General features: G+C 29.9%; 33 protein-coding genes. 30 read left to right on the forward strand and 3 right to left on the reverse strand.

The window, feature by feature from the left end; translation table 11 throughout:
• Positions 1–42: 42 nt before the first annotated feature.
• The 3 genes from hsrA to plsY form a co-directional block, all read right to left on the reverse strand.
• Entirely contained in the window at positions 43–717 is a 675-nt protein-coding gene (hsrA, locus tag CLLT_RS00880) for a homeostatic response regulator transcription factor HsrA (protein ID WP_074692547.1), read from the reverse strand.
• A 77-nt stretch (positions 718–794) separates the two neighbouring features.
• Positions 795–1,112 (reverse strand): dihydroneopterin aldolase, encoded by a 318-nt coding sequence (locus CLLT_RS00885; protein ID WP_074692546.1) that lies wholly within the window; start codon positions 1,110–1,112, stop codon positions 795–797.
• Positions 1,097–1,708, reverse strand: coding sequence for a glycerol-3-phosphate 1-O-acyltransferase PlsY (gene plsY / locus CLLT_RS00890; RefSeq protein ID WP_074692544.1), 612 nt, complete (start codon positions 1,706–1,708; stop codon positions 1,097–1,099). Before plsY ends, CLLT_RS00885 begins: the two co-directional genes overlap by 16 nt.
• A 200-nt stretch (positions 1,709–1,908) precedes the next feature.
• Here plsY and CLLT_RS00895 point away from each other — a divergent pair, with 200 nt between their 5' ends.
• The 30 genes from CLLT_RS00895 (at position 1,909) to CLLT_RS01040 (ending at position 26,461) form a co-directional block, all read left to right on the forward strand.
• Positions 1,909–2,943, forward strand: coding sequence for a cytochrome-c peroxidase (locus CLLT_RS00895; RefSeq protein WP_074692543.1), 1,035 nt, complete (start codon positions 1,909–1,911; stop codon positions 2,941–2,943).
• 92 nt (positions 2,944–3,035) lie between these two features.
• Complete coding sequence (locus CLLT_RS00900; RefSeq protein WP_074692542.1) at positions 3,036–4,382, forward strand: COG3014 family protein; 1,347 nt, start codon at positions 3,036–3,038, stop codon at positions 4,380–4,382.
• Positions 4,383–4,399: 17 nt separating this feature from the next.
• Positions 4,400–5,029 carry a penicillin-binding protein activator LpoB gene (gene lpoB, locus CLLT_RS00905; RefSeq protein ID WP_012660928.1) on the forward strand — a complete coding sequence of 210 codons (630 nt, stop codon included), beginning with the start codon at positions 4,400–4,402 and terminating at the stop codon, positions 5,027–5,029.
• A gap of 24 nt (positions 5,030–5,053) precedes the next feature.
• Positions 5,054–6,397, forward strand: a complete 1,344-nt coding sequence (locus CLLT_RS00910; protein WP_074692564.1) for a DUF6844 domain-containing protein — start codon at positions 5,054–5,056, stop codon at positions 6,395–6,397.
• Between the two features lie 9 nt (positions 6,398–6,406).
• Complete coding sequence (locus CLLT_RS00915) at positions 6,407–7,564, forward strand: hypothetical protein (protein ID WP_074692540.1); 1,158 nt, start codon at positions 6,407–6,409, stop codon at positions 7,562–7,564.
• A 125-nt stretch (positions 7,565–7,689) separates the two neighbouring features.
• Positions 7,690–7,998: a 50S ribosomal protein L21 gene (rplU, locus tag CLLT_RS00920; RefSeq protein ID WP_012660931.1), complete on the forward strand. Its 309-nt coding sequence runs from the start codon at positions 7,690–7,692 to the stop codon at positions 7,996–7,998.
• A gap of 10 nt (positions 7,999–8,008) precedes the next feature.
• Positions 8,009–8,263 carry a 50S ribosomal protein L27 gene (gene rpmA / locus CLLT_RS00925; RefSeq protein WP_039649045.1) on the forward strand — a complete coding sequence of 85 codons (255 nt, stop codon included), beginning with the start codon at positions 8,009–8,011 and terminating at the stop codon, positions 8,261–8,263.
• A 96-nt stretch (positions 8,264–8,359) separates the two neighbouring features.
• Positions 8,360–9,403: a GTPase ObgE gene (gene obgE / locus CLLT_RS00930; RefSeq protein ID WP_074692539.1), complete on the forward strand. Its 1,044-nt coding sequence runs from the start codon at positions 8,360–8,362 to the stop codon at positions 9,401–9,403.
• Positions 9,404–9,545: 142 nt separating this feature from the next.
• Positions 9,546–10,457: a methionyl-tRNA formyltransferase gene (gene fmt, locus CLLT_RS00935; RefSeq protein WP_074692537.1), complete on the forward strand. Its 912-nt coding sequence runs from the start codon at positions 9,546–9,548 to the stop codon at positions 10,455–10,457.
• Entirely contained in the window at positions 10,438–11,073 is a 636-nt protein-coding gene (locus tag CLLT_RS00940; protein ID WP_012660934.1) for a biotin--[acetyl-CoA-carboxylase] ligase, read from the forward strand. Before fmt ends, CLLT_RS00940 begins: the two co-directional genes overlap by 20 nt.
• Complete coding sequence (locus CLLT_RS00945) at positions 11,070–11,852, forward strand: ParA family protein (RefSeq protein ID WP_012660935.1); 783 nt, start codon at positions 11,070–11,072, stop codon at positions 11,850–11,852. The genes CLLT_RS00940 and CLLT_RS00945 overlap by 4 nt, the downstream gene beginning before the upstream one ends.
• A gap of 3 nt (positions 11,853–11,855) precedes the next feature.
• Positions 11,856–12,707, forward strand: a complete 852-nt coding sequence (locus CLLT_RS00950; protein ID WP_074692536.1) for a ParB/RepB/Spo0J family partition protein — start codon at positions 11,856–11,858, stop codon at positions 12,705–12,707.
• Positions 12,708–12,770: 63 nt separating this feature from the next.
• Entirely contained in the window at positions 12,771–13,196 is a 426-nt protein-coding gene (locus CLLT_RS00955; RefSeq protein ID WP_012660937.1) for a FoF1 ATP synthase subunit B', read from the forward strand.
• A 9-nt stretch (positions 13,197–13,205) separates the two neighbouring features.
• On the forward strand, positions 13,206–13,718 hold the full coding sequence (locus tag CLLT_RS00960) for a F0F1 ATP synthase subunit B (RefSeq protein ID WP_074692534.1): 513 nt from the start codon (positions 13,206–13,208) through the stop codon (positions 13,716–13,718).
• Positions 13,718–14,239, forward strand: a complete 522-nt coding sequence (locus CLLT_RS00965; protein ID WP_074692533.1) for a F0F1 ATP synthase subunit delta — start codon at positions 13,718–13,720, stop codon at positions 14,237–14,239. The genes CLLT_RS00960 and CLLT_RS00965 overlap by 1 nt, the downstream gene beginning before the upstream one ends.
• Before the next feature lie 9 nt (positions 14,240–14,248).
• Positions 14,249–15,754: a F0F1 ATP synthase subunit alpha gene (atpA, locus tag CLLT_RS00970; protein ID WP_074692531.1), complete on the forward strand. Its 1,506-nt coding sequence runs from the start codon at positions 14,249–14,251 to the stop codon at positions 15,752–15,754.
• Between the two features lie 9 nt (positions 15,755–15,763).
• Positions 15,764–16,648, forward strand: a complete 885-nt coding sequence (gene atpG, locus CLLT_RS00975; RefSeq protein WP_012660941.1) for an ATP synthase F1 subunit gamma — start codon at positions 15,764–15,766, stop codon at positions 16,646–16,648.
• A 14-nt stretch (positions 16,649–16,662) separates the two neighbouring features.
• Complete coding sequence (gene atpD, locus CLLT_RS00980) at positions 16,663–18,117, forward strand: F0F1 ATP synthase subunit beta (protein WP_012660942.1); 1,455 nt, start codon at positions 16,663–16,665, stop codon at positions 18,115–18,117.
• A gap of 3 nt (positions 18,118–18,120) precedes the next feature.
• Complete coding sequence (gene atpC, locus CLLT_RS00985) at positions 18,121–18,513, forward strand: ATP synthase F1 subunit epsilon (protein ID WP_012660943.1); 393 nt, start codon at positions 18,121–18,123, stop codon at positions 18,511–18,513.
• Entirely contained in the window at positions 18,513–19,073 is a 561-nt protein-coding gene (locus CLLT_RS00990) for a MotA/TolQ/ExbB proton channel family protein (RefSeq protein ID WP_074692530.1), read from the forward strand. The genes atpC and CLLT_RS00990 overlap by 1 nt, the downstream gene beginning before the upstream one ends.
• 3 nt (positions 19,074–19,076) lie before the next feature.
• A complete protein-coding gene (locus tag CLLT_RS00995) occupies positions 19,077–19,463 on the forward strand; it encodes an ExbD/TolR family protein (protein WP_012660945.1) in 387 nt (128 codons plus the stop codon).
• Positions 19,464–19,466: 3 nt separating this feature from the next.
• Positions 19,467–20,246 carry a TonB C-terminal domain-containing protein gene (locus CLLT_RS01000; RefSeq protein ID WP_074692528.1) on the forward strand — a complete coding sequence of 260 codons (780 nt, stop codon included), beginning with the start codon at positions 19,467–19,469 and terminating at the stop codon, positions 20,244–20,246.
• Entirely contained in the window at positions 20,243–21,442 is a 1,200-nt protein-coding gene (tolB, locus tag CLLT_RS01005) for a Tol-Pal system protein TolB (RefSeq protein ID WP_074692527.1), read from the forward strand. Before CLLT_RS01000 ends, tolB begins: the two co-directional genes overlap by 4 nt.
• 68 nt (positions 21,443–21,510) lie before the next feature.
• Entirely contained in the window at positions 21,511–21,996 is a 486-nt protein-coding gene (pal, locus tag CLLT_RS01010) for a peptidoglycan-associated lipoprotein Pal (protein WP_012660948.1), read from the forward strand.
• Between the two features lie 11 nt (positions 21,997–22,007).
• A complete protein-coding gene (locus CLLT_RS01015) occupies positions 22,008–22,997 on the forward strand; it encodes a tetratricopeptide repeat protein (RefSeq protein ID WP_074692525.1) in 990 nt (329 codons plus the stop codon).
• 13 nt (positions 22,998–23,010) lie between these two features.
• Positions 23,011–23,595, forward strand: a complete 585-nt coding sequence (locus tag CLLT_RS01020; RefSeq protein WP_074692524.1) for an FKBP-type peptidyl-prolyl cis-trans isomerase — start codon at positions 23,011–23,013, stop codon at positions 23,593–23,595.
• The gene (gene fabD / locus CLLT_RS01025; protein ID WP_074692522.1) at positions 23,595–24,515 is read left to right on the forward strand and encodes an ACP S-malonyltransferase; all 921 of its coding nucleotides are present in this window, start codon (positions 23,595–23,597) and stop codon (positions 24,513–24,515) included. The genes CLLT_RS01020 and fabD overlap by 1 nt, the downstream gene beginning before the upstream one ends.
• Positions 24,512–25,198, forward strand: a complete 687-nt coding sequence (locus CLLT_RS01030) for a 5'-methylthioadenosine/adenosylhomocysteine nucleosidase (protein WP_070256284.1) — start codon at positions 24,512–24,514, stop codon at positions 25,196–25,198. The genes fabD and CLLT_RS01030 overlap by 4 nt, the downstream gene beginning before the upstream one ends.
• Positions 25,195–25,956, forward strand: a complete 762-nt coding sequence (locus CLLT_RS01035; protein ID WP_012660953.1) for a tRNA 2-thiocytidine(32) synthetase TtcA — start codon at positions 25,195–25,197, stop codon at positions 25,954–25,956. Before CLLT_RS01030 ends, CLLT_RS01035 begins: the two co-directional genes overlap by 4 nt.
• Positions 25,949–26,461 (forward strand): cysteine hydrolase family protein, encoded by a 513-nt coding sequence (locus CLLT_RS01040; RefSeq protein ID WP_012660954.1) that lies wholly within the window; start codon positions 25,949–25,951, stop codon positions 26,459–26,461. Before CLLT_RS01035 ends, CLLT_RS01040 begins: the two co-directional genes overlap by 8 nt.
• The last annotated feature ends 1 nt before the right edge of the window (position 26,462 follow it).

Raw genomic sequence — 26,462 nt, forward strand, 5'->3', positions numbered from 1 at the left:
AAATATTTAATTTTTAGAATGATCAAGTCATTCTAAAAATTTTTAGTTAGTTTTTTTAGGAAAACAAAAGCGATATCCTCTGCGGCGTACGGTTTCTATAGTGGAAATATTTAAAGGTTTATCCATTTTTTGTCTTATTTGATTGATTGCAACTTCTATAACATTTGGAGTTACAAGTTCAGGCTCTTCCCAAATAGCATCTAAAAGTTGTTCTTTTGATACGATTTGATCAGAGTGTCTAGCAAGGTGAGTTAAAACTTCAAAAGGCTTTCCTTTTAATTCTATGTCTTTTCCTTGATAAGTGATTTTTTCTTCATCAGGATCAATCACTAAATCATCAATCTTAATCACATTTGTCCCACCAAATCTAAGTCTAGCCTCGATTCTTGCCATTAAAATTTCAAAATCCAAAGGTTTTTTTATATAATCATCTGCTCCAGCTTTTAAAGCTTTGATTTCATTTTCTTTGTCTGCTTTTGTGCACATTGTTATTATGGCAGTTCTTGGAGATCTTTGTTTGATAGCATTGATCAAATCACTTGCATCGTTATTACCTATAGTCCAATTTGATAATACTAAATCATAATGTCTAATACCTATAAAATACTCAGCGTCTTTAAAATTTTCCGAAGTGTCGCTTTGGTAGCCAAACTCATTTAAAGTGTTTGATAAAGTTTTATTAAGCGATGCTTCATCTTCTACAACTAAAATACGCATTTTATTCCTTTGAAGATAGTTTTAGTGCAAAAGTATAACACAAATTAAGCAAATGTTCAAAATTCTTTAAAAAAATTTTAATATTTTTTGCTTAAACTAGCTCCAACACGCGCATTTTTAATAATATCGGGCTTATAACAAGTAATATTTATAAATTGAAGTTTTTTATGGCGCTTTTTAATATCTTTACATATATATTTTAAAGATTTTTCTATAGTCTTAAATTTTTTCTTTTTATAGATCTTTTCTATTCTAGTACATAATTTTGCATAGTCTAAAAATTTCTTACTTTTAGCTTCTAATTCTATTAGGACTTTTTGCTCTTGAATTCTTTCAAAATCTAAAAGCCCTATAATGCATTTAAATTCTAAACTAACTTTTATATGACTTTGCATTCTTGTTTTCCAATAAGCCTTAAAATATTTGGTATGTGTTTATAAACTACTATAAAAGCGATGATAAATATCGGCGCATGGGTATTAATCACAGGTATATCATAATGGAATATAAAAGAAGTTGCAATTAAAACAATCATTGCTCCAAGCGAGGCTAAGCTTGAAATTTTAAATACTTTGCCTATAATAAACCAAACCAAAAGTGCACATATAATCTCAAAAGGTAAAAATACCGCTAAAACCCCAGCTCCAGTAGCTACTCCTTTACCACCTTCAAATTTCAAATAAGGAGAAAAACAATGACCAAATACCGCTAAAACCGCCATAGTCCATAAAATATTATCATCAAAACCATAAAATTTTGCCATCAATATAGGAAGTACTCCTTTTAAAGCATCTAAAATAACGGTTGCAACAGCAAGTGTTTTGGCAAGCTTAGGGTTGCTTTCTTTTACCACTCTTAAAACATTAGTAGCGCCTATGCTTTTGCTGCCTGCGTTTTTAATATTTGTTTTAGCAAAAATTTGAGCTAGTAAAAGACCAAAAGGTATAGCGCCTATAAGATAAGCTAAAAGATAAATTATTAAATTTTCCATTTACTTTCTATCCTAATTCTATAAAGATTTATAATAATAATAGCAAAAAACTCTAAAATAAATATTTAAGAGATATTTTATCTTATAATAATTTTTATTGTTAAATAGAAATTTTTTATTTTATTTAAAGAAAATTATAGATATATTTTCAATAAGTTTATTTTAAATAGGCTTTATTTTATCTTATTTAGGAGTGAATAATGAAAAAAATTTCATTATTAGTTGCATCATCATTATTAGTTGCATCAACTGCTTTTGCTAACGATAAAGCTTTGCTTGATGAAGCAAAAGCAGCGGGTTTGGCGCCTTTGCCAAAGGATCAAGCAGGTGTTGAAAAACTACTAAAGGAAATGGGCATTAAAGCTAGTAAGTTTTCTAAAGAAAAAGCTAATCTTGGTAAAAAGTTGTATTTTGAACCAAGACTTTCTAAAAGTGGCTTGATTTCTTGTAATACCTGTCACAACTTAGGTATGGGTGGTACTGATGGCATAGCAGCTGCTGTGGGGCATAAATGGACTACTAATCCTCATCATTTAAATTCGCCAACAGTTTATAACTCTGTTTTAAATTCAACCCAATTTTGGGATGGTAGAGCAGGTACTTTAGCAGATCAAGCAAAAGGGCCAATCGAAGCAGAGCCTGAAATGGCAACTCCTGCTAAATTAGCGGTAGAAAAAATAGCTTCTATGCCAGAATATGTTAAAGAATTTAAAAAAATATATGGTAATGATGGAGTAACTTTTGATAACATTGCTGATGCGATTGCAACTTTTGAAAGAACGCTTTTAACTCCATCTAAATTTGATAAATTCTTAGAAGGTGATACAAAAGCTTTAAGTAAAAAAGAAAAAGAAGGTTTGAAAACTTTCATTGATAAAGGCTGTACAGCTTGTCATACAGGAGTAAATTTAGGTGGTAGCATGCAAGCTTTCCAAGTGGCAGCTAAATATAAATTTGCAAATGTAGGTGATTTTAAAGGTGATGCAAATGGTTTAGTTAAAACTCCAACTTTAAGAAATATTGCCGAAACAGCTCCATACTTCCATAATGGCGCTATTTGGTCTTTACAAGATGCGATTAAAGAAATGGGTAGTGTGCAACTTGGCATAGAAATTTCTGACAAAGAAGCAGCTTCTATAGAAACTTTCTTGCATGCTTTAACAGGTAAAAAACCAAATATTACTTACCCTCAGCTTCCAAAAGCTACTGAAAAAACTCCAAAACCAGAACTTTAATAAAATTTCCCTAAAGATATTCTTTAGGGAATGTTATTTTTTTGTTTATTTTTATATATAATACATTTCTTAATTTTTAATAGGAATTAGTTATGAAAAATAAAATTTTATTTAGTGTGATTGCATTAACAGCTATTTTATTTAGTGCGTGTGCTAATCATGCAAAAGTAAACAATGAATTAGAACAAAAGTTAATCCAAAAGATATGTTTGAATGAATTTTTTGTTCAAGAAATGGCAAAAGTAGATAAAAAAGATGATCCAGTATATGTGGGATTAAATGCAGGATTAATCGCTAGAAATTGTAGTGATTTTAATCTTAGTAATGAATTTTTTGATAAGGTTGAGGAGTCATATCAAGTTGATGTGGATTTAAGAGATGGAGCATCAAAGCTTGCTAAAACTGCTACGACTACATTGATAAATGATTCTATATTAGATTATGATGGTTCTTTATATGAAAGAATAATGGTTAATGTTTATAAAGGCTTAAATTTTATGAGCGAGGGCGATTATAATAATGCAAGAGTAGAATTTAAAAGAGCATTGCTTCGCCAAGATAGAGCAAAAGATTATTTTAAAGCTCAAATTGCTAAAAATAAAGCAGATTTAGAAAAAGCAAAAAAAGAAGATCCAAATTTTGATAAAAATTTCAAAGAATCAAACAAACAAATCAATGCACAATATGAAGCTTTATTTGAAGAATTTTCTACAAGTAAAAATTTTACAAATCCTTATGCGACCTATCTTGCTTCGATATTTTATTTTATGAATAAAGATTATACTTTGGCTAAAGATTTATTTAAAGAAATACAAATTTTAAATCCAAAAAATAAAGAAATAGCTAAAGAATACAAAATCATCAATAAAGGCAAAAAAAATCCAAAATACATTTTTGTAGTTTATGAAAATGGACTCGGTGTGATAAAAGATGAATTTAAAATGACTTTGCCACTTATTTTAAATGAAAACATTGTTACAGCATCTATTGCGCTTCCAACTTTAAAAAAAAGAAATTCATCTTTTGAATATCTTAGTGTAAATGATACTAACACAACAACTTTAATAAATTTAGACAATGTAGTTGCAAGTGAGTTTAAATTTGAGCAAAGTGCTGTGGTTACAAAGGCTATAACTTCAGCTATTATAAAAACTGTTATAAATGCTGCAGTGGCTAATAATGATTCAACAGGTGGAATTTTAAGTCTTGCAAGTAGCATTGTTACAGCAACTTCAACTAAAGCTGATGTTAGATCTTGGAGAGGCTTGCCTCAAAGTGTAGGTGTGGTTATGGTTAAAAATACAGGTAAGGTGGTGATTAAAACTCCAAATGGTTCTAATTTACTTACACAAGATGTAAATCCAAAGAAAAATGTATTATTAATAGTGCGTTCATTTGCGCCAAATATTACACCAAGTATAAATATCATAGAAAAATAATTTAAAAAGGATAAAAAATGAAAAAAATTAAAATCTTAACAAGTATTGTGGCTATTGGCGTATTATTTAGTGCTTGTGTGCAACAACCAACTTATGTAGATGGCACAGCTGCGCAAGTTAAAAAAGGTGATTCTTTAAGTATGTCTTTAACTGGAGAAGATTTTGATAATACTGCTAAAGAAATGTTAAATAGTTTATTTTCTTCAGGTTATGTTGTAAATAAAATAGGAAATTCTGGTAGGGCTGTGGTTGCAGTTTATGATGTAGTAAATGATACAGCATTAAGAATAGATACTAGAAATTTAACAGATTTGATGGTGGAAGAGCTTATAAATTCAGGCAAATTTATAGCTTCAGCTACTCAAGGTAATGATAATGCTACTCAAGATAATATGGATGATCTTATGAGCGATAAGGATGATGATAGATATGATAAGGCCACAGTATCTAAAAATCATACGCAAATTAGTGCTTCTTTGACTTTGCAAGGAAGAATTGGACAACAAAATGTAAAATTAAGCAATGGAAAAACTCAAGTTGAATACTTTTTTGTTATGAAATTGGCTGAAAAATCAAGCGGTTTGGTGGTATGGCAAAAAACAAATAGAATTAATAAATTAGGTTCTAGTAAAACCGTAAGTTGGTAATATAAAACAATAAGGAAAGATATGATGAAAAAAATATTTATTATTGGGTCTTTGTTAGTAGCGAGTCTTCTTTATGCACAAGCTACTCCACAAGCTGAAATTACTCAAGAAGATATTAAAGCTCAAAATGAAATGTCAGATGCTAGCTCTAAAGATATTACTCCAAAATCTTTGGATGATTTTTTTGAAGAATTTGCAGATAATTTTGGCATAGAATATGGCATTACAAAAGATGGAAAAACCTTTTATACGGGTAGAAGTGTAGTTGCGCTAAGCGATAGCGATCCTCAACTTGCTCAAGCTTTGCAAAATGCATATCAAAAAGCTATGTTAAATTTGCAAGTTGAATTTATCAAAGATGCTTTTGGAAGAATAGCAGTGAGTAAAATTCAAAATTACGAAGCTGATAATTCTACTAATGCAAAAGAATTTGAAGAATTACCAAAAGGAAGTGTTGTAGGGCAAATTTTTGATAAACTGGTTCAATTAAGCGGAGCAAAACTAGATAAAGCTTTAAAAGATTTAGGTATTAATGTAGAAGGTTTAACAGAGGAAAGAAAAAAGACTCTATTAAAAGAAGAATTTCTTAACAAAATAATTACTAGTGCAGTTGGTTCAATGAGCGGTTTAATTCCTGTGCAAACTATAGTTACGCAAAGAAGAGGGCAATATGATATTGGTGTAATTGCAGTTGTTTCTAAAAAAACTCGTCAACTTGCTAAAGATATGTCTTTAGCACGCCAAAGTAACATCAAAGGTAAAGGAAAAAATATCAACGAGTATTTACCAAAAGACAATAAAGGTTTTCTTAATGAATATGGTATTCGCTTAGTTTATGATGAAAAAGGTTCACCTGTCATTTTAAGCTATGGAAATTGGGGCTATATTGCTGATGCAAATAATGCTAAAAAAACTAATATATTAGAAGATAGGGCAAAAGATACAGCTTCAACTATGGCTGATGCAGCTATAATTGAATTTATCAATACAAATTTAAGTTTAAAAGATGAAAAAACTACAGGTGAAAGTTATGAAGAGATCATCAAGCAAAGCTTAAATATCAATGATAATACTACTCAAGAAGAAATTAAAGATTTTACAAATATTGTAGAAAAAATCAATACAAAAGTAAAAGCAAGTGCTAGCGGAAAAATCAAAGGCATAGGAACACTTAAAAGATGGAATTATACAAGCGAAAATGGTATAGAACATGTAGGTGTTGTAAGATTTTATTCTTATGATAATGTGGCAAATATTAACGAAGCTTTAAAATCAAATTCAAACACTAGTGTCCCAAAAACTGAATCTAAAAAATCTTCTAACATACAAAGAAGTTCTAATGTTGTAAATGACATAGATGATTTTTAGGAATAATTTATGAAGATATTACAAATTTGTATTTTGATTTTATGTTTTCATTTGAGTTTATATGCCAAAATAATCACTACAAACACTACCAATTCAAGTACGGGTGAGGGTATAGGAGCCAGCAGAGAAGAGGCGATAAATAATGCCATAATAGAAGCTATTGGTAAATTAAATGGTGTTAATATCGATTCAACCAAGCAGTCTTTTGTCGGGGTAAATTCAAATAGCAACAAGACTAATATAGAAGATAGCTATAAAGAGCAAATCATAAAAGCTACAAAAGGCAGAGTTGATGCATATGAAATTGAAAGTGTGGTTCAAGAAAACGACAAATACATAGCAAATGTAACCATTTTTAAAACTACTACTCATAAAAAATATCAAATACCAGGTTATAAGCCAGATAGTAGAAGAAGTATCACGGTATTTAATACCTCTTCTAAATACCAAGACCTTGGAAATATTTTACAGCAAAAAATTATCACAGATTTGCTTCAAAGTAGGAAATTTAATGTTTTAGATAGAGATTCTAAAGGTTATTATGAAATGGAGAAAGCTTTGATAAATTCATCTAATACGCATAAAGATGAAATTTACAAACTTAAAAATGTTTTAGCTACTGATTATATTTTGCTATTTCATGTAGGCGGGGTAGATCTTAAAACCAAAGGAAATAAAAATAAAATAGATGTTGTGGTGGATTATCGCGTGCTTTTATTTGCCACCAGACAAATTAAATTTTCAAATACTTTAACCATGTCAGCCTCTGTTAAAGGTGATTCTTTGGTGGCTAATGAAAAGTTAAGTGAAAAAATAGCAAAGAAAATTTCAGATGATATTTTAAATGCTATTTATCCTTTGAAAATCGTACAGGTTAACAATAATGAAGTAGTATTTTCACAGATTTTGGATAATGATGAAATTTATGAGTGTTATTCTTTGGGTGAAGTAGTAAAAGATGCTTATACTAAAGAAAATACAGCAAGGGTTGAAACAAAAAGTGGAAAGGTTCAAATTACCCGCTCAACACCAAAACTTTCATATGCTAAAATTCTTGAAGGAAGTGTTAAAAAAGGTGATGTTTGCAGACCTTTAGATGATGCTAGTATGGGTGTGGAAAAACAACATAGTGTAAATCCAAATGGTACAGTAAATTTAGGTTGGTAATTAACCTAAATTTAAAATTATTTTGAGTATAATCTCAAGTTTTAACCACTAAAGCTTTTTAAATTTATGTTTTATGCATAATGCTTTATGGTGCTACCAAAATATTTTTAAGAAAGGATAGCTGTATGTATGCTATTATAAAACACAGTGGAAAACAATATAGAGTAAGCCAAGGTGATGAGCTTAAACTAGATCGTTTTGAAGCTGAAGTAAAATCAAGCGTAGAAGTAAGTGAAGTTCTTGCTGTATGCGATAAAGAATTAAAGGTAGGTGCGCCGTTTGTTGCGGGTGCAAAAGTTGTTTTAGAAGTGATTGCTCATGGAAAAGACAAAAAAGTTGTGATTTATAAAAAAAGACGCAGAAAAGACTCAAAATTAAAACGCGGTTTTAGAAGACAATTTACTCGCGTTAGAGTAGTAGATATTAAAGCTTAAGGAGTAAAGAATGGCACACAAGAAAGGTCAAGGTTCAACTCAAAATAATCGTGATTCTATAGGTCGTCGTCTAGGTGTTAAGAAATTTGGTGGAGAATTTGTTCGCGCTGGCAACATTATCATTCGCCAAAGAGGAACAGCAACTCATGCTGGAAATAATGTAGGTATAGGTAAAGATCATACTATATTTGCTTTAATTGATGGTTTTGTAAAATTTGAAAGAAAAGATAAAAATAGAAAAAAAGTTTCTGTTTATCCTGCATAAATTAAAGGCTACTTTGTAGCCTTTTTCTTCTTTTTAATCTTAATATATTAAAAAAAATATAATATCATTTTAAAAAATTTATACTTTGGTGATTGTATGTTTATAGATAATGTGAAATTAGTTTTAAGTTCAGGTAATGGTGGTAAAGGCGCTGTGAGTTTTCGCCGTGAAAAACATGTTCCACTTGGTGGGCCTGATGGTGGCGATGGTGGAAACGGTGGCGATGTATATTTTATATGTGATAACAATACCCATACCTTAGCACACTTTAAAGGCAAAAAAGAACTTAAAGCACAAAATGGTCAACCAGGTTTGGGTCGTAATAAAAATGGCAAAAGAGGGGAAAGTTTAGAATTAATCGTTCCTCAAGGCACTCAGGTAATTGATGCGCAAAGCGGGGAAGTTTTGCTTGATATGCTAGTAGAAGGTCAAAAAGAACTCTTTTTAAAAGGTGGTAAAGGCGGTCTTGGCAATACTCACTTTAAAAACTCTACTAATCAGCGCCCAGATTACGCCCAACCAGGCGTGGCAGGAAAAACCTTAAGTGTGCGTTTAGAGCTAAAACTCATAGCAGATGTTGGGCTTGTAGGATTTCCAAATGTAGGAAAATCCACTCTTATAAGTGTAGTGTCTAATGCAAGACCTGAAATAGCTAATTATGAATTTACTACTTTAACTCCAAAACTTGGTATGGTTGAAGTAGATGATTATAATTCTTTTGTAATGGCAGATATCCCAGGTATTATAGAAGGTGCAAGCGATGGTAGGGGTTTGGGACTTGAGTTTTTAAGGCACATAGAAAGAACTTCTTTTTTGCTTTTTGTACTTGATCCATTAAGAGATATGAGCTTAAAAGAGCAATTTTGCATTTTAAGAAAAGAATTAGAAAAATTTTCAAGCAAACTTTATACAAGAAATTTTGGCTTAATGCTTTCAAAAAGTGATAGCGTAAATTTAGGCGAAGAATTTGCTAAAAAAATAGAAGATGATTATAATGAATTAAAAGCTTATTTGCAAAGTCAAAATAATCCGCAAAGTTTTTTTATAAAAGTATCAAGTCTTGAAAAAACCGGACTTAAAGAACTTAAATTTATGCTTTTAGAAGAAGTTAAAAAAATTAGAAACCAAAATAATCTTTAATAAGTGAAAATTTAACTATAGATTTTATCCAAGAATATATCAAGTCTCATTTTAAAGGCTTGGTGTATCAATTTCTTTACTAAAGAACATGGTTTTTATATCAAAAAACTATAAAAACCCACCAAAAAAGGATAGTAGTATTATGAAAAATATCATTTTTATGGGAACACCTTCTTATGCAACTTGTATTTTAAAAGAGTTGATTAAAGAAGGTTTTAATATACAAGCTTTATTTACTCAAAGCGATAAACCTGTGGGAAGAAAACAAATTTTAACTCCAAGTGATACTAAAAAATTTGTTTTAGAAAATAATTTAAATATAAAAATTTTTACTCCAAAAAGCTTAAAAGATGAAAATATAATTAATGAAATAAAAATCCTAAAACCTGATTTTATAGTGGTTGCTGCTTATGGGAAGATTTTACCAAAAGAAATTTTAGACATCGCTCCTTGTATCAATTTGCACGCTTCCTTGCTTCCTAAATATCGTGGTGCTTCGCCTATACAAAGCGCTATTTTAAATGGGGATAAAATAAGTGGGGTTTGCACTATGCTTATGGAAGAAGGGCTTGATAGTGGTGCAATTTTAGAAAGCACAGAATGTGATATAGAAGGTAAAAATTCAGCCGAAGTTTTTATTATGCTTTCTAATTTAGCAGCCAAACTTACTATTTCTACACTTTTGAATTTTGAAAAAATTATCCCAAAAAAGCAAGATGAAAGCTTGGTTATACATTGTAAAAAAATCAAAAAAGAAGATGGCTTGATTACTTTAGATAATGCAAGTGAAATCTATCAAAAATTTCTAGCTTTTACACCTTGGCCTGGAATTTTTTTTGAAAATGGTATGAAATTTTTAGACATAGAACTAATTGATAGTGAAAAAACTCAAAAATCAGGTGTGATTTTACAAGTAGAAAAGGAAAGCTTTTTGCTTTCATGTAAAAAAGGTATTTTAAGGATTAAAACTTTACAAGAAAGTGGAAAAAAAGCTTTAGATGCTAAGACTTATCTAAATGGAAAAAGGTTAAAACTTGGAGATAGTTTATTTTGATGAACTTGAATCAACTCAAATTTATTTAAGTGATAAAATTCGCAGCGGAGAAATTACTAACAATACAGCCATTTGTGCTTTTGTTCAAAGTGCTGGTATAGGCAGCAGGGATAATACTTGGCAAAGTAAGCAAGGAAATTTACATGTATCTTTTTGCATAAAAACTCAAGAATTAGCACAAGATCTTCCTTTGGCTTCTGCTAGTATATACTTTGCATTTTTAATGAAAGAAGTATTGCAAAGACAAAATTCAAAAGTATGGATTAAATGGCCCAATGATTTTTACATAGAAGATAAAAAAATAGGCGGTCTGATGAGTTCTAAAATCAATGATTTTTTGGTTGTAGGAATAGGGATTAATCTTAAATATGCTCCATTTAATGCTGAAATTTTAGACATAGAAGTAGATATAGCAAAACTTTTAAATGAGTATTTTTCTTATGTAGATGAGAAAATTTTATGGAAGAATATTTTTAGCAAGTATATGCTAGAATTTGAAAAATCAAGAAATTTTTTTATACATAATGAAGGTAAGATTTTATCTTTAAAAGATGCTTTGTTGTATAAAGATGGTTCTATATTGTTAGATAATAAAAGGATATATAGTTTAAGATGAGTGAGATAATAACTATTGCAAATCAAAAAGGCGGAGTGGGTAAAACTACTACTGCTATTAATCTAGCGGCTTCTTTAGCAGTAGCTGAAAAAAAGGTTCTTTTGATAGATATTGATCCACAAGCTAATGCTACAACAGGACTTGGTTTTAATAGAAGTAATTATGAATATAATATTTATCATGTTTTTATAGGTAGGAAAAAACTTTCCGAGATTATTTTAAAAACTGAGCTTCCGCAATTATATTTAGCTCCATCAAATATTTCTTTGGTTGGGATTGAGCAAGAAGTAGTAAAAGAAAGTGGTGAATATAGAACGATTTTAAGGGAAAAAATCAAAGAAATTGCTAAAGATTATGATTTTATTATCATTGACTCACCTCCTGCGCTTGGAAGCATTACGGTAAATGCTTTTGCAGCAAGCGATAGTGTCATCATACCTATACAATGTGAGTTTTATGCACTTGAGGGTGTTGCGATGGTTTTAAACACTATTAAATTTGTGAAAAAAACTATCAATCCAAAACTAAAAATAAAAGGCTTTTTGCCAACTATGTATAGCTCTCAAAATAATCTTTCAAAAGATACTGTGGAGGATTTAAAGCAAAATTTCAAACAAAAGCTATTTAGAACAGGTGATAATGAAGATGATTTTATCATCATACCAAGAAATGTAAAACTTGCTGAAAGTCCAAGCTATGGAAAGCCTATTATACTTTATGATATAAAATCTCCAGGTTCAGTGGCGTACCAAAATTTAGCACATTCTATATTAGGATAAAAAATGGCAAAAAAAAGTGCATTAGGAAGAGGTTTAAGTAGTATTTTGGCTGATATTGATGAGGTTTATGAAAAAGAATTAGGCTCTAATGAAGGCAGAATAGAAGAAATTGATATAGATTTAATTAGCCCAAACCCTTATCAGCCAAGAAAAAATTTTGACACCCAAGCTTTAGAAGAACTTGCAGGATCTATTAAAGAATATGGTTTGATTCAGCCTGTTGTGGTTTTTAAAAAAGATGAATTTGATTATATTTTAATAGCAGGCGAAAGAAGATTTAGAGCGTGTAAGCTTTTAGGAAAAGAACAGATTAAAGCTGTAGTTTTAAATGTAGATGATATAAAATTACGCGAGCTTGCCTTAATAGAAAATATTCAAAGAGAGAATTTAAATCCTATAGAATTAGCACATTCTTATAAAGAATTACTAGAAATTCATGATATCACTCAAGAAAAATTAGCCGATCTTATTCATAAATCAAGATCTCAAATTGCTAATACTTTAAGACTTTTAAATTTAAACGAGCAAATACAAAATCTTATTATAGAAGGTAAAATTTCACAAGGACATGCAAAAGTTTTAGTGGGACTTGAAAAAGAGGAAGAAAAAATGATAGTTGATACTATCATCGGGCAAAAACTTAATGTAAGAGATACAGAAAAATTAATTAAAAATTTTAAAAATACAAATCAATTAGAAAAAAACACAAGTTCAAATAAAGAATATCAATCAATAATAAATTTAAAAGAAAAAATCGAGTCTTTGGGCTTAAAAGTAAATACTAAAGATTTAAAAATTACTATAAATTTTGAAAACGAAGATGAGGTTAAGGAATTTCTAAAGACAATAAATTAAATATGTTTTTAGGTATGTTTTGCTATAATTTCGCGTTTTATTTAGATTTATTTAGGAGTATTAATGTTTAATGATGTACATTTTTCCATCATGATAGCCACTGGTGTCATTTTTTTGCTTATGATAGTGATTTTAAATTCTATGCTTTATAAACCTTTGATTAAATTTATGGATTCTAGAGATTTAACCATAAAAAATGATGAAGAAAAAATGAAAAAAAATTCCGACGATGTTTCAAATGTGGAAAGTGAATTGGAAAAAATTCATATCCAAACAAGAGATGAAATCAATCAAATCAAAGCAAAGGCTATAGAAGAAGCTAAATTAAAACAAGAAAAAGAATTATCAACAAAAAAAAGAGAATTAGAAGATCAAATGCTTGTTTTTCTTAAAAGTCTAAAAGAAAAAGAAAAAGAGTTGAAAGAAGAAATGCGTTTAAAAATGCCAGAATTTAAACAAAGCTTTAAAAATAGCTTGAGTAAAATTTAAGGAAGATAAATGTTGAAAAAAATTACATTATTATCAATACTTCCTTTTTATGCTTTTGCAGCAGGTAATGGAAGTGGTGAGTATGATATTATCCCAAGAGCGGTTAATTTTATTTTATTTGCTGCTATTTTGTATTACTTCATAGCAACGCCTTTGAAAAATTTCTACAATGGTAGAATCACAAAGATTGCATCTAGAATGAATGAAATTCAAGAAAAACTTATTGCAAGTAAAAATCATAAATTAGAAATGATGAAAAAATTAGATTTAGCCAAACAAGAAGCTGCTAATGCAGTTGCTCTTGCAAAAAAAGAAGCAGAAATCATTACTGAAAAAATCGAGAATGAAACAAAAATGGAAATTAAAGTTCTAGAAAAAACTTATGAAGAGCATAAAGAATACGAAATAAGAAAAATGGAAAAAGAAGTTGTACAAGTAGTTTTAGAGGAAATTTTTCAAGATCAAAATTTACAGCTACAACAAAAAGAAATTTTAAATATCATGATGAAAAAGGTGTCTTGATGGAAAAAGTAATTGCTAAAACATATGCAAAGGCAATATTAGAAAGAAACGATTTTGAATATTTTTATTCTAATTTGTTGGAGTTAAGCTCAGCTTTTGCGTCTAATAAATTTATAGATATTTTAAATTCATACGAAATAAAACAAGATAAAAAACTAGAATTAATACTTTCATTATTAGATAATCCAAGTGATGCTTTTAAAAATTTTATAAATTTGATTGTGGATAATAAAAGAGAAATGTTAATTCCAGAAATAACTAAAGAATTAAGCGAACAAAAAGCATCAAAAGAAAATACATTTTTAGGACAAGTTTACTCAAAAGAAAAATTAAGCGAAGAAGAAATTAAAAATTTAGAGGAAAAACTTAGTCTTAAATTTAATGCAAAAATTAGATTAGATAGTAAAATAAGTGATAATGATAGTGTAAAAATTAGCTTAGATGGACTTGGATATGAAATTTCATTTTCAATGCAAAGCTTAAAAGCTAAGATGAATGAATATATATTAAAAGCAATTTAAGGAGATTTGATGAAATTTAAAGCAGATGAAATTAGTTCTATTATAAAAGAAAGAATTGAAAAATTTGACTTTAATCTTGAAATAGAAGAAACCGGTAAAATTATTTCAGTTGCCGATGGTGTTGCTAAGGTATATGGCCTTAAAAATGCTATGGCTGGAGAGATGGTTGAATTTGAAAATGGCGAAAAAGGAATGGTTCTTAACCTTGAAGAATCAAGTGTTGGTATTGTTATCTTAGGTAAGAGACTTGGATTTAAGGAAGGAAGCTCAGTAAAAAGATTAAAAAAACTTTTAAAAGTTCCAGTTGGAGATGCGTTGATAGGGCGTGTTGTAAATGCTTTAGGTGAGCCAATTGATGCTAAAGGTGTAATTGAAGCGAGTGAATATCGTTTTGTGGAAGAAAAAGCAAAAGGCATTATGGCTAGAAAAAGTGTTCATGAACCATTACACACAGGTATTAAAGCAATTGATGCTTTAGTTCCAATTGGTAGAGGACAAAGAGAATTGATTATTGGTGATAGACAAACTGGTAAAACAACTGTGGCAATTGACACTATCATTAGTCAAAAAGGTAAAGATGTTATTTGTATTTATGTTGCAATTGGTCAAAAACAAAGTACTGTAGCTCAAGTAGTTAAAAAACTTGAAGAATATGGTGCAATGGATTATACTATAGTGGTGAATGCGGGTGCATCAGATCCTGCTGCATTACAATATCTTGCGCCATATGCTGGGGTAACTATGGGTGAATATTTTAGAGATAATTCAAGACATGCATTGATCGTTTATGATGATTTAAGTAAACACGCTGTTGCATATCGTGAAATGTCTTTGATTTTACGTCGTCCTCCAGGTCGTGAAGCTTATCCAGGAGATGTGTTCTATCTACATTCAAGGTTGCTTGAAAGAGCAAGTAAATTAAGCGATGAGCTTGGCGCGGGAAGCTTGACTGCACTTCCTATTATTGAAACTCAAGCAGGGGATGTTTCAGCTTATATTCCAACTAATGTTATTTCAATTACAGATGGTCAAATTTTTTTAGAAACAGATTTATTTAACTCAGGTATTCGCCCTGCGATTAATGTTGGTTTATCTGTATCTCGTGTTGGTGGTGCCGCGCAAATTAAAGCAACAAAACAAGTTTCAGGTACATTAAGACTTGATTTAGCTCAGTACAGAGAACTTCAAGCTTTTGCACAATTTGCAAGTGATTTGGATGAAGCTAGTAGAAAGCAACTTGAGCGTGGACAAAGAATGGTTGAAGTTTTAAAGCAACCTCCATATTCTCCACTTTCACCAGAAAATCAAGTTGTGATTATTTTTGCGGGTACTAAAGGTTATTTAGATGATGTTGCAGTTTCAAAAATTGGAGAATTCGAAGCAGCTTTATATCCATTTATTGAGGCTAAGTATCCAGAAATTTTTGAGCAAATTAGAACTAAAAAAGCTTTAGATAAGGATTTAGAAGAAAAATTAGCTAAAGCATTGAGTGAGTTTAAAGCAAACCATATATAAGGTTTTTAAATGTCTAATTTAAAAGAAATCAAAAGAAAGATAAAAAGTGTTCATAACACACAAAAGACAACCAATGCGATGAAGCTTGTCTCTACTGCTAAATTAAGAAAAGCAGAAGAGGCAGCTAAAAAATCAAAGGTTTTTGCTCAAAAAATTGATGAAGTTTTGTCAGAAATTGCGTTTAAGATCAATCAATACGAAGGGCTTGATGATAAACTTCCATTTTTTAGAAAAAAAGATAATATAGAAAAAATGGATATTATTTTTGTCACAGCCGATAAAGGCTTGTGTGGTGGATTTAATATTAAAACCATTAAAGCCGTAAATGAAATGCTTGAAGATTGCAAAACAAAAAAAATCAAAGTAAGATTAAGAGCTATTGGTAAAACAGGTATAGAATATTTTAATTTTCAAAATATAGAAATTTTGGAAAAATATTTAGATACAAGTTCAAGTCCAGATTATGATAAGGCTTGTGCTATTATCCAAAAAGCTGTTGATGATTTTGTAAATGGCGTGACAGATAAAATTGTAATCATTCATAATGGTTATAAAAATATGATTTCTCAAGAAATTCGTATTAATGAATTGTTGCCAGTAGAAGCTATTGTTAGTAAAGAAGAACAAAAGTCTGAATCTTTAATGGACTTAGAACCAGAAGATGAAGAAATTTTAAATGATTTGTTAAAAACTTATTTTGAATATAATATGTATTTTTCTTTAGTTGATTCTTTAGCGGCTGAACATAGTGCTAGAATGCAAGCTATGGATAATGCAACCAATAATGCAAAAGCTAGAGTTAAGCAACTTAATTTAGCTTATAATAAAGCAAGACAAGAATCTATTACCACCGAGTTGATAGAAATCATCAGCGGTGTTGAGTCAATGAAATAAATTTAGGAGTGATGATGCAAGGTTTTATTTCTCAAGTTTTAGGACCAGTGGTTGATGTTGAATTTAAAGACTATCTTCCACAAATTAATGAAGCTATTGTTGTTAATTATGAATTAGAAGGAAAAGAATGCAAGCTAGTTCTTGAAGTAGCTGCACATTTAGGCGATAATAAAGTAAGAACCATCGCTATGGATATGACAGATGGTCTTGTTAGAGGTTTAACAGCCGTCGCAACTGGAAATCCAATTAGTGTTCCAGTAGGCGAAAAAGTTCTTGGAAGAATTTTTAATGTAACGGGTGATTTGATTGATGAGGGTGAAGAAATCAATTTTGATAAGCACTGGTCAATTCATAGAGATCCACCTCCATTTGAAGAACAAAGTACAAAAAGCGAAATCTTTGAAACAGGTATAAAGGTTGTTGATTTGCTAGCTCCTTATGCTAAAGGTGGAAAAGTTGGTCTTTTTGGTGGTGCAGGTGTTGGTAAAACCGTTATTATTATGGAATTAATTCACAATGTTGCATTTAAACATAGCGGATATTCTGTTTTTGCAGGTGTTGGCGAAAGAACTCGTGAGGGTAATGACCTTTACAATGAAATGAAAGAAAGTAATGTATTAGATAAAGTTGCATTGTGTTATGGTCAAATGAATGAACCGCCAGGGGCAAGAAATCGTATAGCTTTAACAGGTCTTACTATGGCTGAGTATTTTAGAGATGAAATGGGACTTGATGTTTTAATGTTTATTGATAATATTTTTAGATTTTCTCAATCAGGTTCAGAAATGTCAGCGCTTTTAGGAAGAATTCCTTCAGCTGTTGGTTATCAACCAACCCTAGCTAGTGAAATGGGTAAGTTCCAAGAAAGAATTACTTCAACCAAGAAAGGATCTATTACTTCAGTTCAAGCAGTTTATGTGCCAGCAGATGACTTAACAGACCCTGCACCAGCAACAGTTTTTGCGCACTTAGATGCAACAACGGTTTTAAATAGATCAATCGCTGAAAAAGGTATTTATCCTGCTGTTGATCCACTTGATTCTACTTCAAGAATGTTAGATCCTCAAATCATAGGAGAAGAACACTATAAAGTGGCTCGTGGAGTTCAATCAGTATTACAAAAATATAAAGATTTGCAAGATATTATTGCTATTTTAGGTATGGATGAATTAAGCGAAGAAGATAAATTGATTGTTGAAAGAGCAAGAAAAATTGAAAAATTCCTATCTCAACCATTCTTCGTCGCTGAAGTTTTCACAGGTAGCCCTGGAAAATATATTAGCTTAGAAGATACAATTGCAGGATTTAAAGGTATTTTAGAAGGTAAATATGATGATTTACCAGAAAATGCTTTCTATATGGTTGGTAATATAGATGAAGCTATAGCAAAAGCTGAAACACTTAAAGAGGTTAGCAGAAAAGACGTTTGTTTAGATAATTGTAAAGTGGATAAGGCTAAAAAAGGTTAATTTATGCAAGATTTAATATCTTTAGAAATCATTACACCCCTTGGCATGATTTATCAAGGGGATGCAAGATTAGTAGTTCTTCCTGGAAGTGAGGGTGAATTTGGTGTTTTAAAAGGACATGCATCTTTAATTTCTTCTTTAAAAGCAGGAATTATAGATATAGAAAAATCAGATTCAACTCATGAATTAGTTGCTATTGATTCAGGTCATGCAAAAGTTTCTGAAACTAAAGTGAGTGTTTTAGCAAAAGGTGCTGTATGGGTTGGAGGAAATAGTGATAGCGAAATAGCAAAAAGATTAGAAGAAGCAAAAGATTTAATTAAATCTATGAGTAGTGATAGTATTGCACTTGCTTCTACTTTTGCTAAAATGGATAATAATGTAAGGCAAAAATAGTGGATTTTCAAGCAATTTTTCATTTTTTTGAAAATACAAGCTTAATCACTTATATAGTATTAGCTTGGCTTTCGGTGTATTTCATACTTAGTTTTAGTATATTATTTTCAAGGTTGATGCTTATTAATAAATGGACTCAAAATGAAAGCCAAGCTTTAGAAGCTTTAATGAGAGGCGAAAAAGATTTAAGTCAAAGTGCATCAATTTTAAAAAAATGTGTTGAAGTTGATGAAATAAAGATGAATATTTATAAAAATTCTGTTGAAAAAAAAGCTACAGTAGGGTTAACTTGGCTTAGCATTATCGCTTCAACCTCTCCTTTTATAGGTCTTTTTGGTACGGTCATTTCTATACTTGAAACTTTTGGTGGCTTAGAGATGCAAAATTCTTTAAGTATTATAGCTCCTAAAATCAGTGAAGCTTTGGTGGCTACAGGTTGTGGTATTTTAGTGGCGATTCCTGCATACAGTTTTCACTTGATTATTAAGCGTAAAGCCTATGAATTGATTAATATCTTAGATAGTGAGATCAAAGTATTGGTAAGCTCTACAAAGGCATAGTTAATGTTTTTAGAAGAAAAACCTGAACTCAATATTACACCCTTAGTAGATATTATGCTTGTGTTGCTTGCTATTTTAATGGTAACAGCACCAAGTATCACATATGAAGAAAAGGTTCAACTTCCTCAAGGTTCACAAAAAACTTCAAGTGCGCCAAACATTAAAAGTTTGATTATAACAATTAATGCAAAAAAAGAAATTTTTATAGGAAAAGATAAATTTGATTTTATAAGTTTTGCAGATAATATGAATGCTTTAAAAGTTCAGTATAATACTCAAGAGACAGTTTTTATAAGAGCAGATAAGAATCTAAAATATGATGATGTAATGAGTGTTTTAAGAACAATGAAACATTTAGGTTTCCAAAAAGTTGCCTTGCAAACTGAGTAAAAAATGGAAGAAAATTCTACACACAATCTTAAAGCTTTTATTTATGCAATTTTAGTCTATTTTTTTGTTGTTTTTTTGGTATTTTTTAAGTTGGTTGGGTATAAACCAAAAGCCATTGAATATACTGATGATCCTAATAGTTTTATCAATATAGAGCTTGGAGATAGCATCAATCAAAATCAAGTAAATATGATACAAGAATTACAAAAAGAAAATTTACAAAGTTTATTTGAAGAAAATCTTTTACAAAAATATACTACTAATAAAAACGTTAACACGCAAAATATAGAGCAACAAGCAAGTGTTTTTAATGAGTTGTTTGGTAAAATAGAAGATTACCAAGAAGAAAAAACGACAAAAGTGCAATCTTCCATGCCTTCAAAAAAACCTACTTTTGCCCAAAGAGAACAAATCAATGATTTTTCTAAACAGCTCAATGAAAATTTAAAAATAAATCAAGAATTAGGTCAGTCTGTTATGGAGCAAAAAATAGGGGTTTATGATCAATTCTTAGGCACTGTTAGAAAATACCTTGAAGATCGATGGAGAATTTATAATCCTAGTGGTAATTTAAGTATAGAAGTAGAATTTGTAATTGATAATAATGGTTATTTTTACTTGTTAAACACTACTAGTGCTCATAGTGATAATTTTGACAAAAAAGCAAAAGAATTTTTACAAAATTTAGAAGGAAAATACATAACTTTACCTCCAAATGGTAAAATAAGAAAAATTAAAATGCAACTTAGTGATATAATTGAGTTTAAAACGGAGAAACAATGAAAAAAATACTAGTATTTTTATTTTTTTGTTCAGTATTATTTGGACAAGATGCAACAATATCTGTTGTTAATAAAGGTATGCAATTGCCAAAAATTTACATTAAAGATCAGTCTAAATTGAATGATTTAGATCTTAAAAAAAGTTTTTATAATATGCTTGTTAATGATATAAAAGTAAGTTCAAATTTCGAGATAACTCAAGATGAAAAACAAGGTGATTATATTTTTTCTTATATATTAAATAAAAATGGTAAGCTTTTAGATATTGATGTTGAAATTTTAGCTGCAAATGAAACTAAAACAAGATTTTATGAACAAATTCTTTCTATCGAAGAGTATCCATTTTTAGCGCATAGAAGTGTTGCTCAAATGAATAAAAAATTAGGTTTTGCTCCGGTTGATTGGATGGACCATAAAATTTTAATAGCTAGAACTCAAGGTAGTAAGCAAAGTGATATTTTATTAGCAGATTATACTTTAACTTACCAAAAAGTATTGATTTCAAAAGGCTTAAATTTGTTTCCTAAATGGGCAAATAAAGAGCAAAATGCTTTTTATTTTACTGCCTATGAAGATGAGATTCCAACTCTTTATAAATATAATATGAAAAATAAAAATATAACAAAAATTATTGCTAGCAAAGGTATGATGGTTGCTTCTGATGTGAGTGATGATGGCAAAAAAATTTTACTTACCATGGCTCCAAAAGACCAACCTGATGTATATTTGTATGATGTAGACTCAAAAAATCTGACACAAATTACAAACTATATGGGTATTGATGTAAATGGCAATTTTGTTGATGGTGATAAAAAAATTATATTTGTGTCTGATCGTTTAGGTTATCCAAATATTTTTATGCAAAATTTAGATTCAAATTTAACAGAACAAGTTGTTTTTCATGGTAAAAATAATTCTTCGGTTTCTACTTATAAACACTATATGGTTTATTCTAGTAGAGAAATAAGTCAAAGCGGAGTTTTTAATCTTTATTTGATGTCAACCCAAAGTGATTACATAAGACAACTCACTGCAAATGGTAAAAATCTTTTTCCAAGATTTTCAAGTGATGGAGAAAGTGTTGTGTTTATTAAGTACTTAGGCTCTCAAAGTGCTTTAGGTGTTATTCGAATTAATGCAAATAAAGCTTTTCATTATGGCTTAAAAGTGGGCAAAATTCAATCAATTGATTGGTAAAATACTAAAATCACATTTTTTTTGTTATAATTAAATTATGATTTTTAAATAAATAAAAGGGGAAATCAATGAAAAAAATCATTTTTGCTTCAATTACTGCATTTGCTGTTATTGTAAGTGGTTGTGCTACTAAAAACACTAGTGTTAGTAGTTCAAGTAGTGTAGATGGCTCAAAAGGTAGTGGTGGATCTGATAGATTTGAAAATCTTGAATCTTTAAATTCTGTAGCAAATGTATATTTTGATTTTGATAAATTTAATGTTAGATCAGATATGCAAAAAGTTATTGCAAATAATGCTGAAATCTTTAATAAAGAAGCTGCTAATGCTGCAATAGTAGTTGAAGGAAACTGCGATGAGTGGGGAACTGATGAGTATAATCAAGCTTTAGGTCTAAAAAGAGCTAAAGCGGTAAAAGAATCTTTAGTAGCTCAAGGTGTTAGCGCAGATAGAATTAGCGTTAAAAGCTATGGAGAAACTAATCCTGTATGTACTGAAAGAACAAAAGCTTGCGATGCTCAAAATCGCCGTGCAGAATTTAAATTATCAAAATAAGTTTTAAATAAATGAAATTAAAATTATTATCAGTAGCTCTTTTAGGGGCTACTTTTTTACACGCTGAAATTTCAGCTTTTGATGCAGGAAAAGTAGATACAAAAACACCTTATGGCTTAACTCAAAATGAAAAATTACAATATGAAAATCAAGAACGCCTAAGGGCATTGAATGAATATTATACAAATTTAACAAGTAAAATAAATACAGCAGTAGAGAATATAGAAGGATTGCAAAGTGTAACAGAGGGTTTGAATGCTCAATATTCAAAAGCTAACACAAAATTGCTTTCATTAGAAGAAACTTATCAAAATTTTGATGCAAACATAACTCAAGAAATTCAAAATTTAAGAGCTTATGTGGAGGAAAATAGGCAAATTCAAGAAAAAAATCATCAAGAAATTCAAAAAGTTTTAAGTGAAATTACGACTTTGATTAATAAAATCAATGATGATTATATTTCAAAAGAAGATATGAATAAAACTATAAGTTTTTTTCAATCTGAAATAGCTAGAGTGCAAAATCAAACAAAAATTACTCCAGTTGTTCCTATTGTAAGTGATGATAATAAAACCGAAGAAGTCATTCAAGATGTAAATGAAACTCAAGATGAAGTGATTGAAGTAAAAGATGATAGTTGGAAAAAGTTGCAATCTAGTGAAATTTTGAAAAAAGCGATAGAAGAAACTAATAAAAATCAATTTGAGGATGCAAAAGAAAAATTTGAACATCTAATAAGTATTCATTATAAACCTGCTAGATCTACTTTTTGGCTTGGAGAGATAAGATATAAGCAGCAAGATTACGCAGGTGCTTTGGGATTTTATAAGAAAAGTTCTGCTATAAGCACTAAAGGCGATTATGTACCAAAATTGCTTTATCATACAGCTATTAGCCTAGATAAGGTTGGGGATCCAAAAAGTGCAAATAAATTTTATAAAGCTTTAAAAACGGCTTATCCTGATAGCCCTGAAGCAAAAGTTTCACCAGATAGAAAATAACAAAGGAGATAAAATGGCTATAGAAAAAAATAGTGTAGTTTCAATGTTTTATGAATTAAAAGATGCAAATACCAATGAAGTTTTAGAATCAAATATTTATGCTGAACCTATTTCTTTTATTTTGGGTAAAGGTCAAATTTTAGAAGGATTAGAAGAAGAAATTCAAAAACTTAATGCTCCTTGTAATGCTGATATTGTGATAAAAAAAGAAAATGCTTTGGGTGAATATGATGCAAATGCATTACAAACTTTACCAAAAGAGCAGTTTGCAGGGATTGATTTGCAAATTGGTATGGAGCTTTTTGGCGAAGGTGAAGATGGTAATACGGTAAGAGTAATTGTTAGAGAAATTACTGAAAATGAAGTTACTATTGATTACAATCATGCTTATGCAGGAAAAGACTTGTTGTTTTCAATCAATATCGTAGATGTTAGAGCTGCAAGCGAAGATGAAATTTTAACAGGAATTATTGCAGGTAGTAGAAGTTGCGGATGTGGTGGCGGAGAACATCATCATGATCATCATCACGGACATGGTGGCGGCGGATGTTGTGGAGGCCATGGACATGGTGGCGGCGGTTGCTGCGGTGGTCATTAATGAATAGTGCATTTATTTTCCCAGGTCAAGGCTCTCAAAGTGTTGGCATGGGTTTGAGCTTTTATGATAATTCTAAAAAAGCAAAAGAATTACTAGATAATGCTAGTGATTTTTGTAAAATTGATTTTAAAAATTTGCTTTTTAAAGAAAATGAAAATTTAAATAAAAGCGAATTTACGCAAATGGCCATAGTATTAAACTCGCTAATGGCTTATGAAGCTTTAAAAGAGCAAGTTGATATAGAAGCTAAGTATAGCCTAGGTCATTCACTAGGAGAATTTAGTGCTTTGGCAACTCAAGATGCATTTAGTTTTTTAGATGTTATAGCGCTTGTTAATAAACGCGGTCAATTCATGCAAGAAGATTGCTCTAAAATAGAAGCTGGTATGATGGTGATTTTAGGGCTTGAAGATAAAGTAGTAGAAGAACTTTGTCAAAAAGCATTAAGTGAGCAAAAAAGTATTTTTGCTGCTAATTATAATTGTGATGGGCAAATTGTAGTAGCAGGTTTAAAGCCTAATTTGGCTTCTTATGAGAGTGAATTTAAAAATGCAGGGGCTAAAAGAGCTATGCTTTTAAACATGAGTGTTGCAAGCCATTGTCCATTATTAAAAAATGCATCTTTAAAACTTACAAAAGAATTAGAACCTATTTTAAAAGAGAACTTTAAAAGTGTAGTGTCAAATGTTAATGCAAAAGTGTATAATGATAAAAATCAAGCTCTAATGCTTTTAAGTGAGCAACTTATCAAGCCTGTTCTCTATAAACAAAGTATTAAAGCAATAGATGAAGAAGTAGATTTTTATATAGAATTTGGCGCAAGTGTGTTAAAGGGTTTAAATAAAAAAATCACCCAGAAAGAAACTTATACTTTAAGTAAAATAGAAGACATTGATGAAATTTTAAAGGTAATTAAATGAAAATAGCCATTTTAGGAGCTATGCCTGAAGAGGTTACTCCTTTATTAGAAACATTAAAAGAGTATCAAACAATCGAATATGCAAATAATACTTATTATCTTGCAAAATATAAAAATCATGAATTAATTATCGCTTATTCTAAGATAGGGAAAGTAAATTCTACCCTTAGTGCGACTATTATGATAGAAAAATTTAAAGCTGAAGTTTTACTTTTTACTGGTGTTGCTGGTGCTTTTAATCCAAATTTAGATATAGGTGATTTAATCTATGCTACAAAATTAGCTCAATATGATTTAGATATCACTGCTTTTGGTCATCCTCTTGGCTATGTTCCTGGTAATGAAATTTTTATAAAAACAGACGATAAGCTTAATAATCTTGCTATAGAAGTTGCTAAAGAACTTGGTGTTAAATTACAATCAGGTATTATCGCTACAGGTGATGAGTTTATTTGTGATGAGAATAAAAAAGCAAAAATTAGAGAAATTTTTAATGCTGATGCTTGTGAAATGGAAGGAGCTAGTGTAGCTTTGGTATGTGATGCTTTAAAAATTCCATGCTTAATTTTAAGATCAATGAGTGATAAAGCAGGTGAGAAAGCTGAATTTGACTTTGATGAATTTGTTGAAAAATCAGCTAAAATTTCAGCTAATTTTGTCTTAAAAATTTGTGAGAAATTATGATAAATCTTAGTAAAAAACTAATCAGAGAAGTAGCTAAAGCTAATGCTAAATTTTCTTTAATAGGAGATAATGATAAAGTTTTATTAGGACTTAGTGGCGGTAAAGACTCTCTAGCTTTAGCTCATCTTTTAAAGCGTATGCAAGCGCATGCGCCTTTTAAATTTCAACTCAAAGCAGTAACTTTAAGTTATGGCATGGGTGAAGATTATACAAAACTTCATAATCATTGCAAAGAACATGGTATTAATCATGAAGTGATTGATTCTAATATTTATGAAATTTCAGGTGATACTATAAGAAAAAATTCTAGTTTTTGTAGCTATTTTTCAAGGATGAGGCGTGGTGCTTTATATACTTATGCTTTGGAAAATGGTTTTAATAAATTAGCCATAGCCCATCATTTAGATGATGCGGTAGAGAGTTTTTTTATGAATTTTATTTATAATGGCTCTCTTAGGAGTTTAGCTCCCAAGTATAAAAGTAAAAGAGGCGTAGAGGTTATTCGTCCTTTGATTTTTGTAAGAGAAAGACAATTAAGAGAAAATGCTATTAATAATGAATTAGAAGTAATTGGTAATGAATTTTGTCCTGGCATGAAGTTAAGTGAAAAAAATGTAAAATTTCCTCATGCAAGAGAAGAAGCTAAGCAGCTTTTAGCAAATTTAGAGAAAGAAAATCCAAAATTATTCACAAGCTTAAAAACTGCATTTGAAAATATCCACATGGATAGCTTTTTTATGGTTAAGGATAATGGCTAAGCTTTTAGTTGTTGTTGATTATCAAAATGATTTTATCGATGGTAGCTTGGGTTTTGAAGAAGCTGCCAAGATAAAAGATAATATTCTTGCTCTTTTAAAAAATCATCAAGGTGATATTGTTTTTACTTATGATACGCATGATGAAAATTATTTAAAAACTCAAGAAGGAAAAAATTTACCTATTCGTCATTGTATTAGAGATACTTTAGGTTGGCAAATGCCAGGTGATTTTGATGTGTATTTAAAAAATGCAAAAAAAATATTTTATAAGAATGCTTTTGGTAGCTTAGAATTAGCCAATTTTTTAAAGCAAAATTATTATGAAAGTATAGAATTTTGCGGTCTTGTTTCACATATTTGTGTATTTAGCAATATTATTTTCGCTCAAAGCGCTAGTATCAACTCAAAAATTATATTACATAAAAATGCAACAGCGAGTTTTAGTAAGTCTTTGGAAAATAGTGCATATGAAATTTTGCAAGCTTATGGCATAGAACTTTTATAAA

The sequence above is a fragment of the Campylobacter lari subsp. lari genome (genome assembly GCF_013372185.1).
GTDB lineage: Bacteria > Campylobacterota > Campylobacteria > Campylobacterales > Campylobacteraceae > Campylobacter_D > Campylobacter_D lari.

Coding starts and splice junctions, on each gene's coding strand:
- CLLT_RS00955 (WP_012660937.1), top strand. CDS start 12,771: ATGTTTAATGATGTACATTTTTCCATCATGATAGCCACTGGTGTCATT.
- rplU (WP_012660931.1), top strand. CDS start 7,690: ATGTATGCTATTATAAAACACAGTGGAAAACAATATAGAGTAAGCCAA.
- plsY (WP_074692544.1), bottom strand. CDS start 1,708: ATGGAAAATTTAATAATTTATCTTTTAGCTTATCTTATAGGCGCTATA.
- CLLT_RS00900 (WP_074692542.1), top strand. CDS start 3,036: ATGAAAAATAAAATTTTATTTAGTGTGATTGCATTAACAGCTATTTTA.
- CLLT_RS00885 (WP_074692546.1), bottom strand. CDS start 1,112: ATGCAAAGTCATATAAAAGTTAGTTTAGAATTTAAATGCATTATAGGG.
- CLLT_RS01000 (WP_074692528.1), top strand. CDS start 19,467: ATGGAAGAAAATTCTACACACAATCTTAAAGCTTTTATTTATGCAATT.
- CLLT_RS01020 (WP_074692524.1), top strand. CDS start 23,011: ATGGCTATAGAAAAAAATAGTGTAGTTTCAATGTTTTATGAATTAAAA.
- hsrA (WP_074692547.1), bottom strand. CDS start 717: ATGCGTATTTTAGTTGTAGAAGATGAAGCATCGCTTAATAAAACTTTA.
- rpmA (WP_039649045.1), top strand. CDS start 8,009: ATGGCACACAAGAAAGGTCAAGGTTCAACTCAAAATAATCGTGATTCT.
- CLLT_RS00945 (WP_012660935.1), top strand. CDS start 11,070: ATGAGTGAGATAATAACTATTGCAAATCAAAAAGGCGGAGTGGGTAAA.
- CLLT_RS00960 (WP_074692534.1), top strand. CDS start 13,206: ATGTTGAAAAAAATTACATTATTATCAATACTTCCTTTTTATGCTTTT.
- tolB (WP_074692527.1), top strand. CDS start 20,243: ATGAAAAAAATACTAGTATTTTTATTTTTTTGTTCAGTATTATTTGGA.
- atpC (WP_012660943.1), top strand. CDS start 18,121: ATGCAAGATTTAATATCTTTAGAAATCATTACACCCCTTGGCATGATT.
- CLLT_RS00895 (WP_074692543.1), top strand. CDS start 1,909: ATGAAAAAAATTTCATTATTAGTTGCATCATCATTATTAGTTGCATCA.
- atpD (WP_012660942.1), top strand. CDS start 16,663: ATGCAAGGTTTTATTTCTCAAGTTTTAGGACCAGTGGTTGATGTTGAA.
- lpoB (WP_012660928.1), top strand. CDS start 4,400: ATGAAAAAAATTAAAATCTTAACAAGTATTGTGGCTATTGGCGTATTA.
- atpG (WP_012660941.1), top strand. CDS start 15,764: ATGTCTAATTTAAAAGAAATCAAAAGAAAGATAAAAAGTGTTCATAAC.
- CLLT_RS00910 (WP_074692564.1), top strand. CDS start 5,054: ATGAAAAAAATATTTATTATTGGGTCTTTGTTAGTAGCGAGTCTTCTT.
- CLLT_RS01015 (WP_074692525.1), top strand. CDS start 22,008: ATGAAATTAAAATTATTATCAGTAGCTCTTTTAGGGGCTACTTTTTTA.
- CLLT_RS00995 (WP_012660945.1), top strand. CDS start 19,077: ATGTTTTTAGAAGAAAAACCTGAACTCAATATTACACCCTTAGTAGAT.
- atpA (WP_074692531.1), top strand. CDS start 14,249: ATGAAATTTAAAGCAGATGAAATTAGTTCTATTATAAAAGAAAGAATT.
- CLLT_RS00950 (WP_074692536.1), top strand. CDS start 11,856: ATGGCAAAAAAAAGTGCATTAGGAAGAGGTTTAAGTAGTATTTTGGCT.
- pal (WP_012660948.1), top strand. CDS start 21,511: ATGAAAAAAATCATTTTTGCTTCAATTACTGCATTTGCTGTTATTGTA.
- CLLT_RS01030 (WP_070256284.1), top strand. CDS start 24,512: ATGAAAATAGCCATTTTAGGAGCTATGCCTGAAGAGGTTACTCCTTTA.
- CLLT_RS01040 (WP_012660954.1), top strand. CDS start 25,949: ATGGCTAAGCTTTTAGTTGTTGTTGATTATCAAAATGATTTTATCGAT.
- fmt (WP_074692537.1), top strand. CDS start 9,546: ATGAAAAATATCATTTTTATGGGAACACCTTCTTATGCAACTTGTATT.
- fabD (WP_074692522.1), top strand. CDS start 23,595: ATGAATAGTGCATTTATTTTCCCAGGTCAAGGCTCTCAAAGTGTTGGC.
- obgE (WP_074692539.1), top strand. CDS start 8,360: ATGTTTATAGATAATGTGAAATTAGTTTTAAGTTCAGGTAATGGTGGT.
- CLLT_RS00965 (WP_074692533.1), top strand. CDS start 13,718: ATGGAAAAAGTAATTGCTAAAACATATGCAAAGGCAATATTAGAAAGA.
- CLLT_RS00915 (WP_074692540.1), top strand. CDS start 6,407: ATGAAGATATTACAAATTTGTATTTTGATTTTATGTTTTCATTTGAGT.
- CLLT_RS01035 (WP_012660953.1), top strand. CDS start 25,195: ATGATAAATCTTAGTAAAAAACTAATCAGAGAAGTAGCTAAAGCTAAT.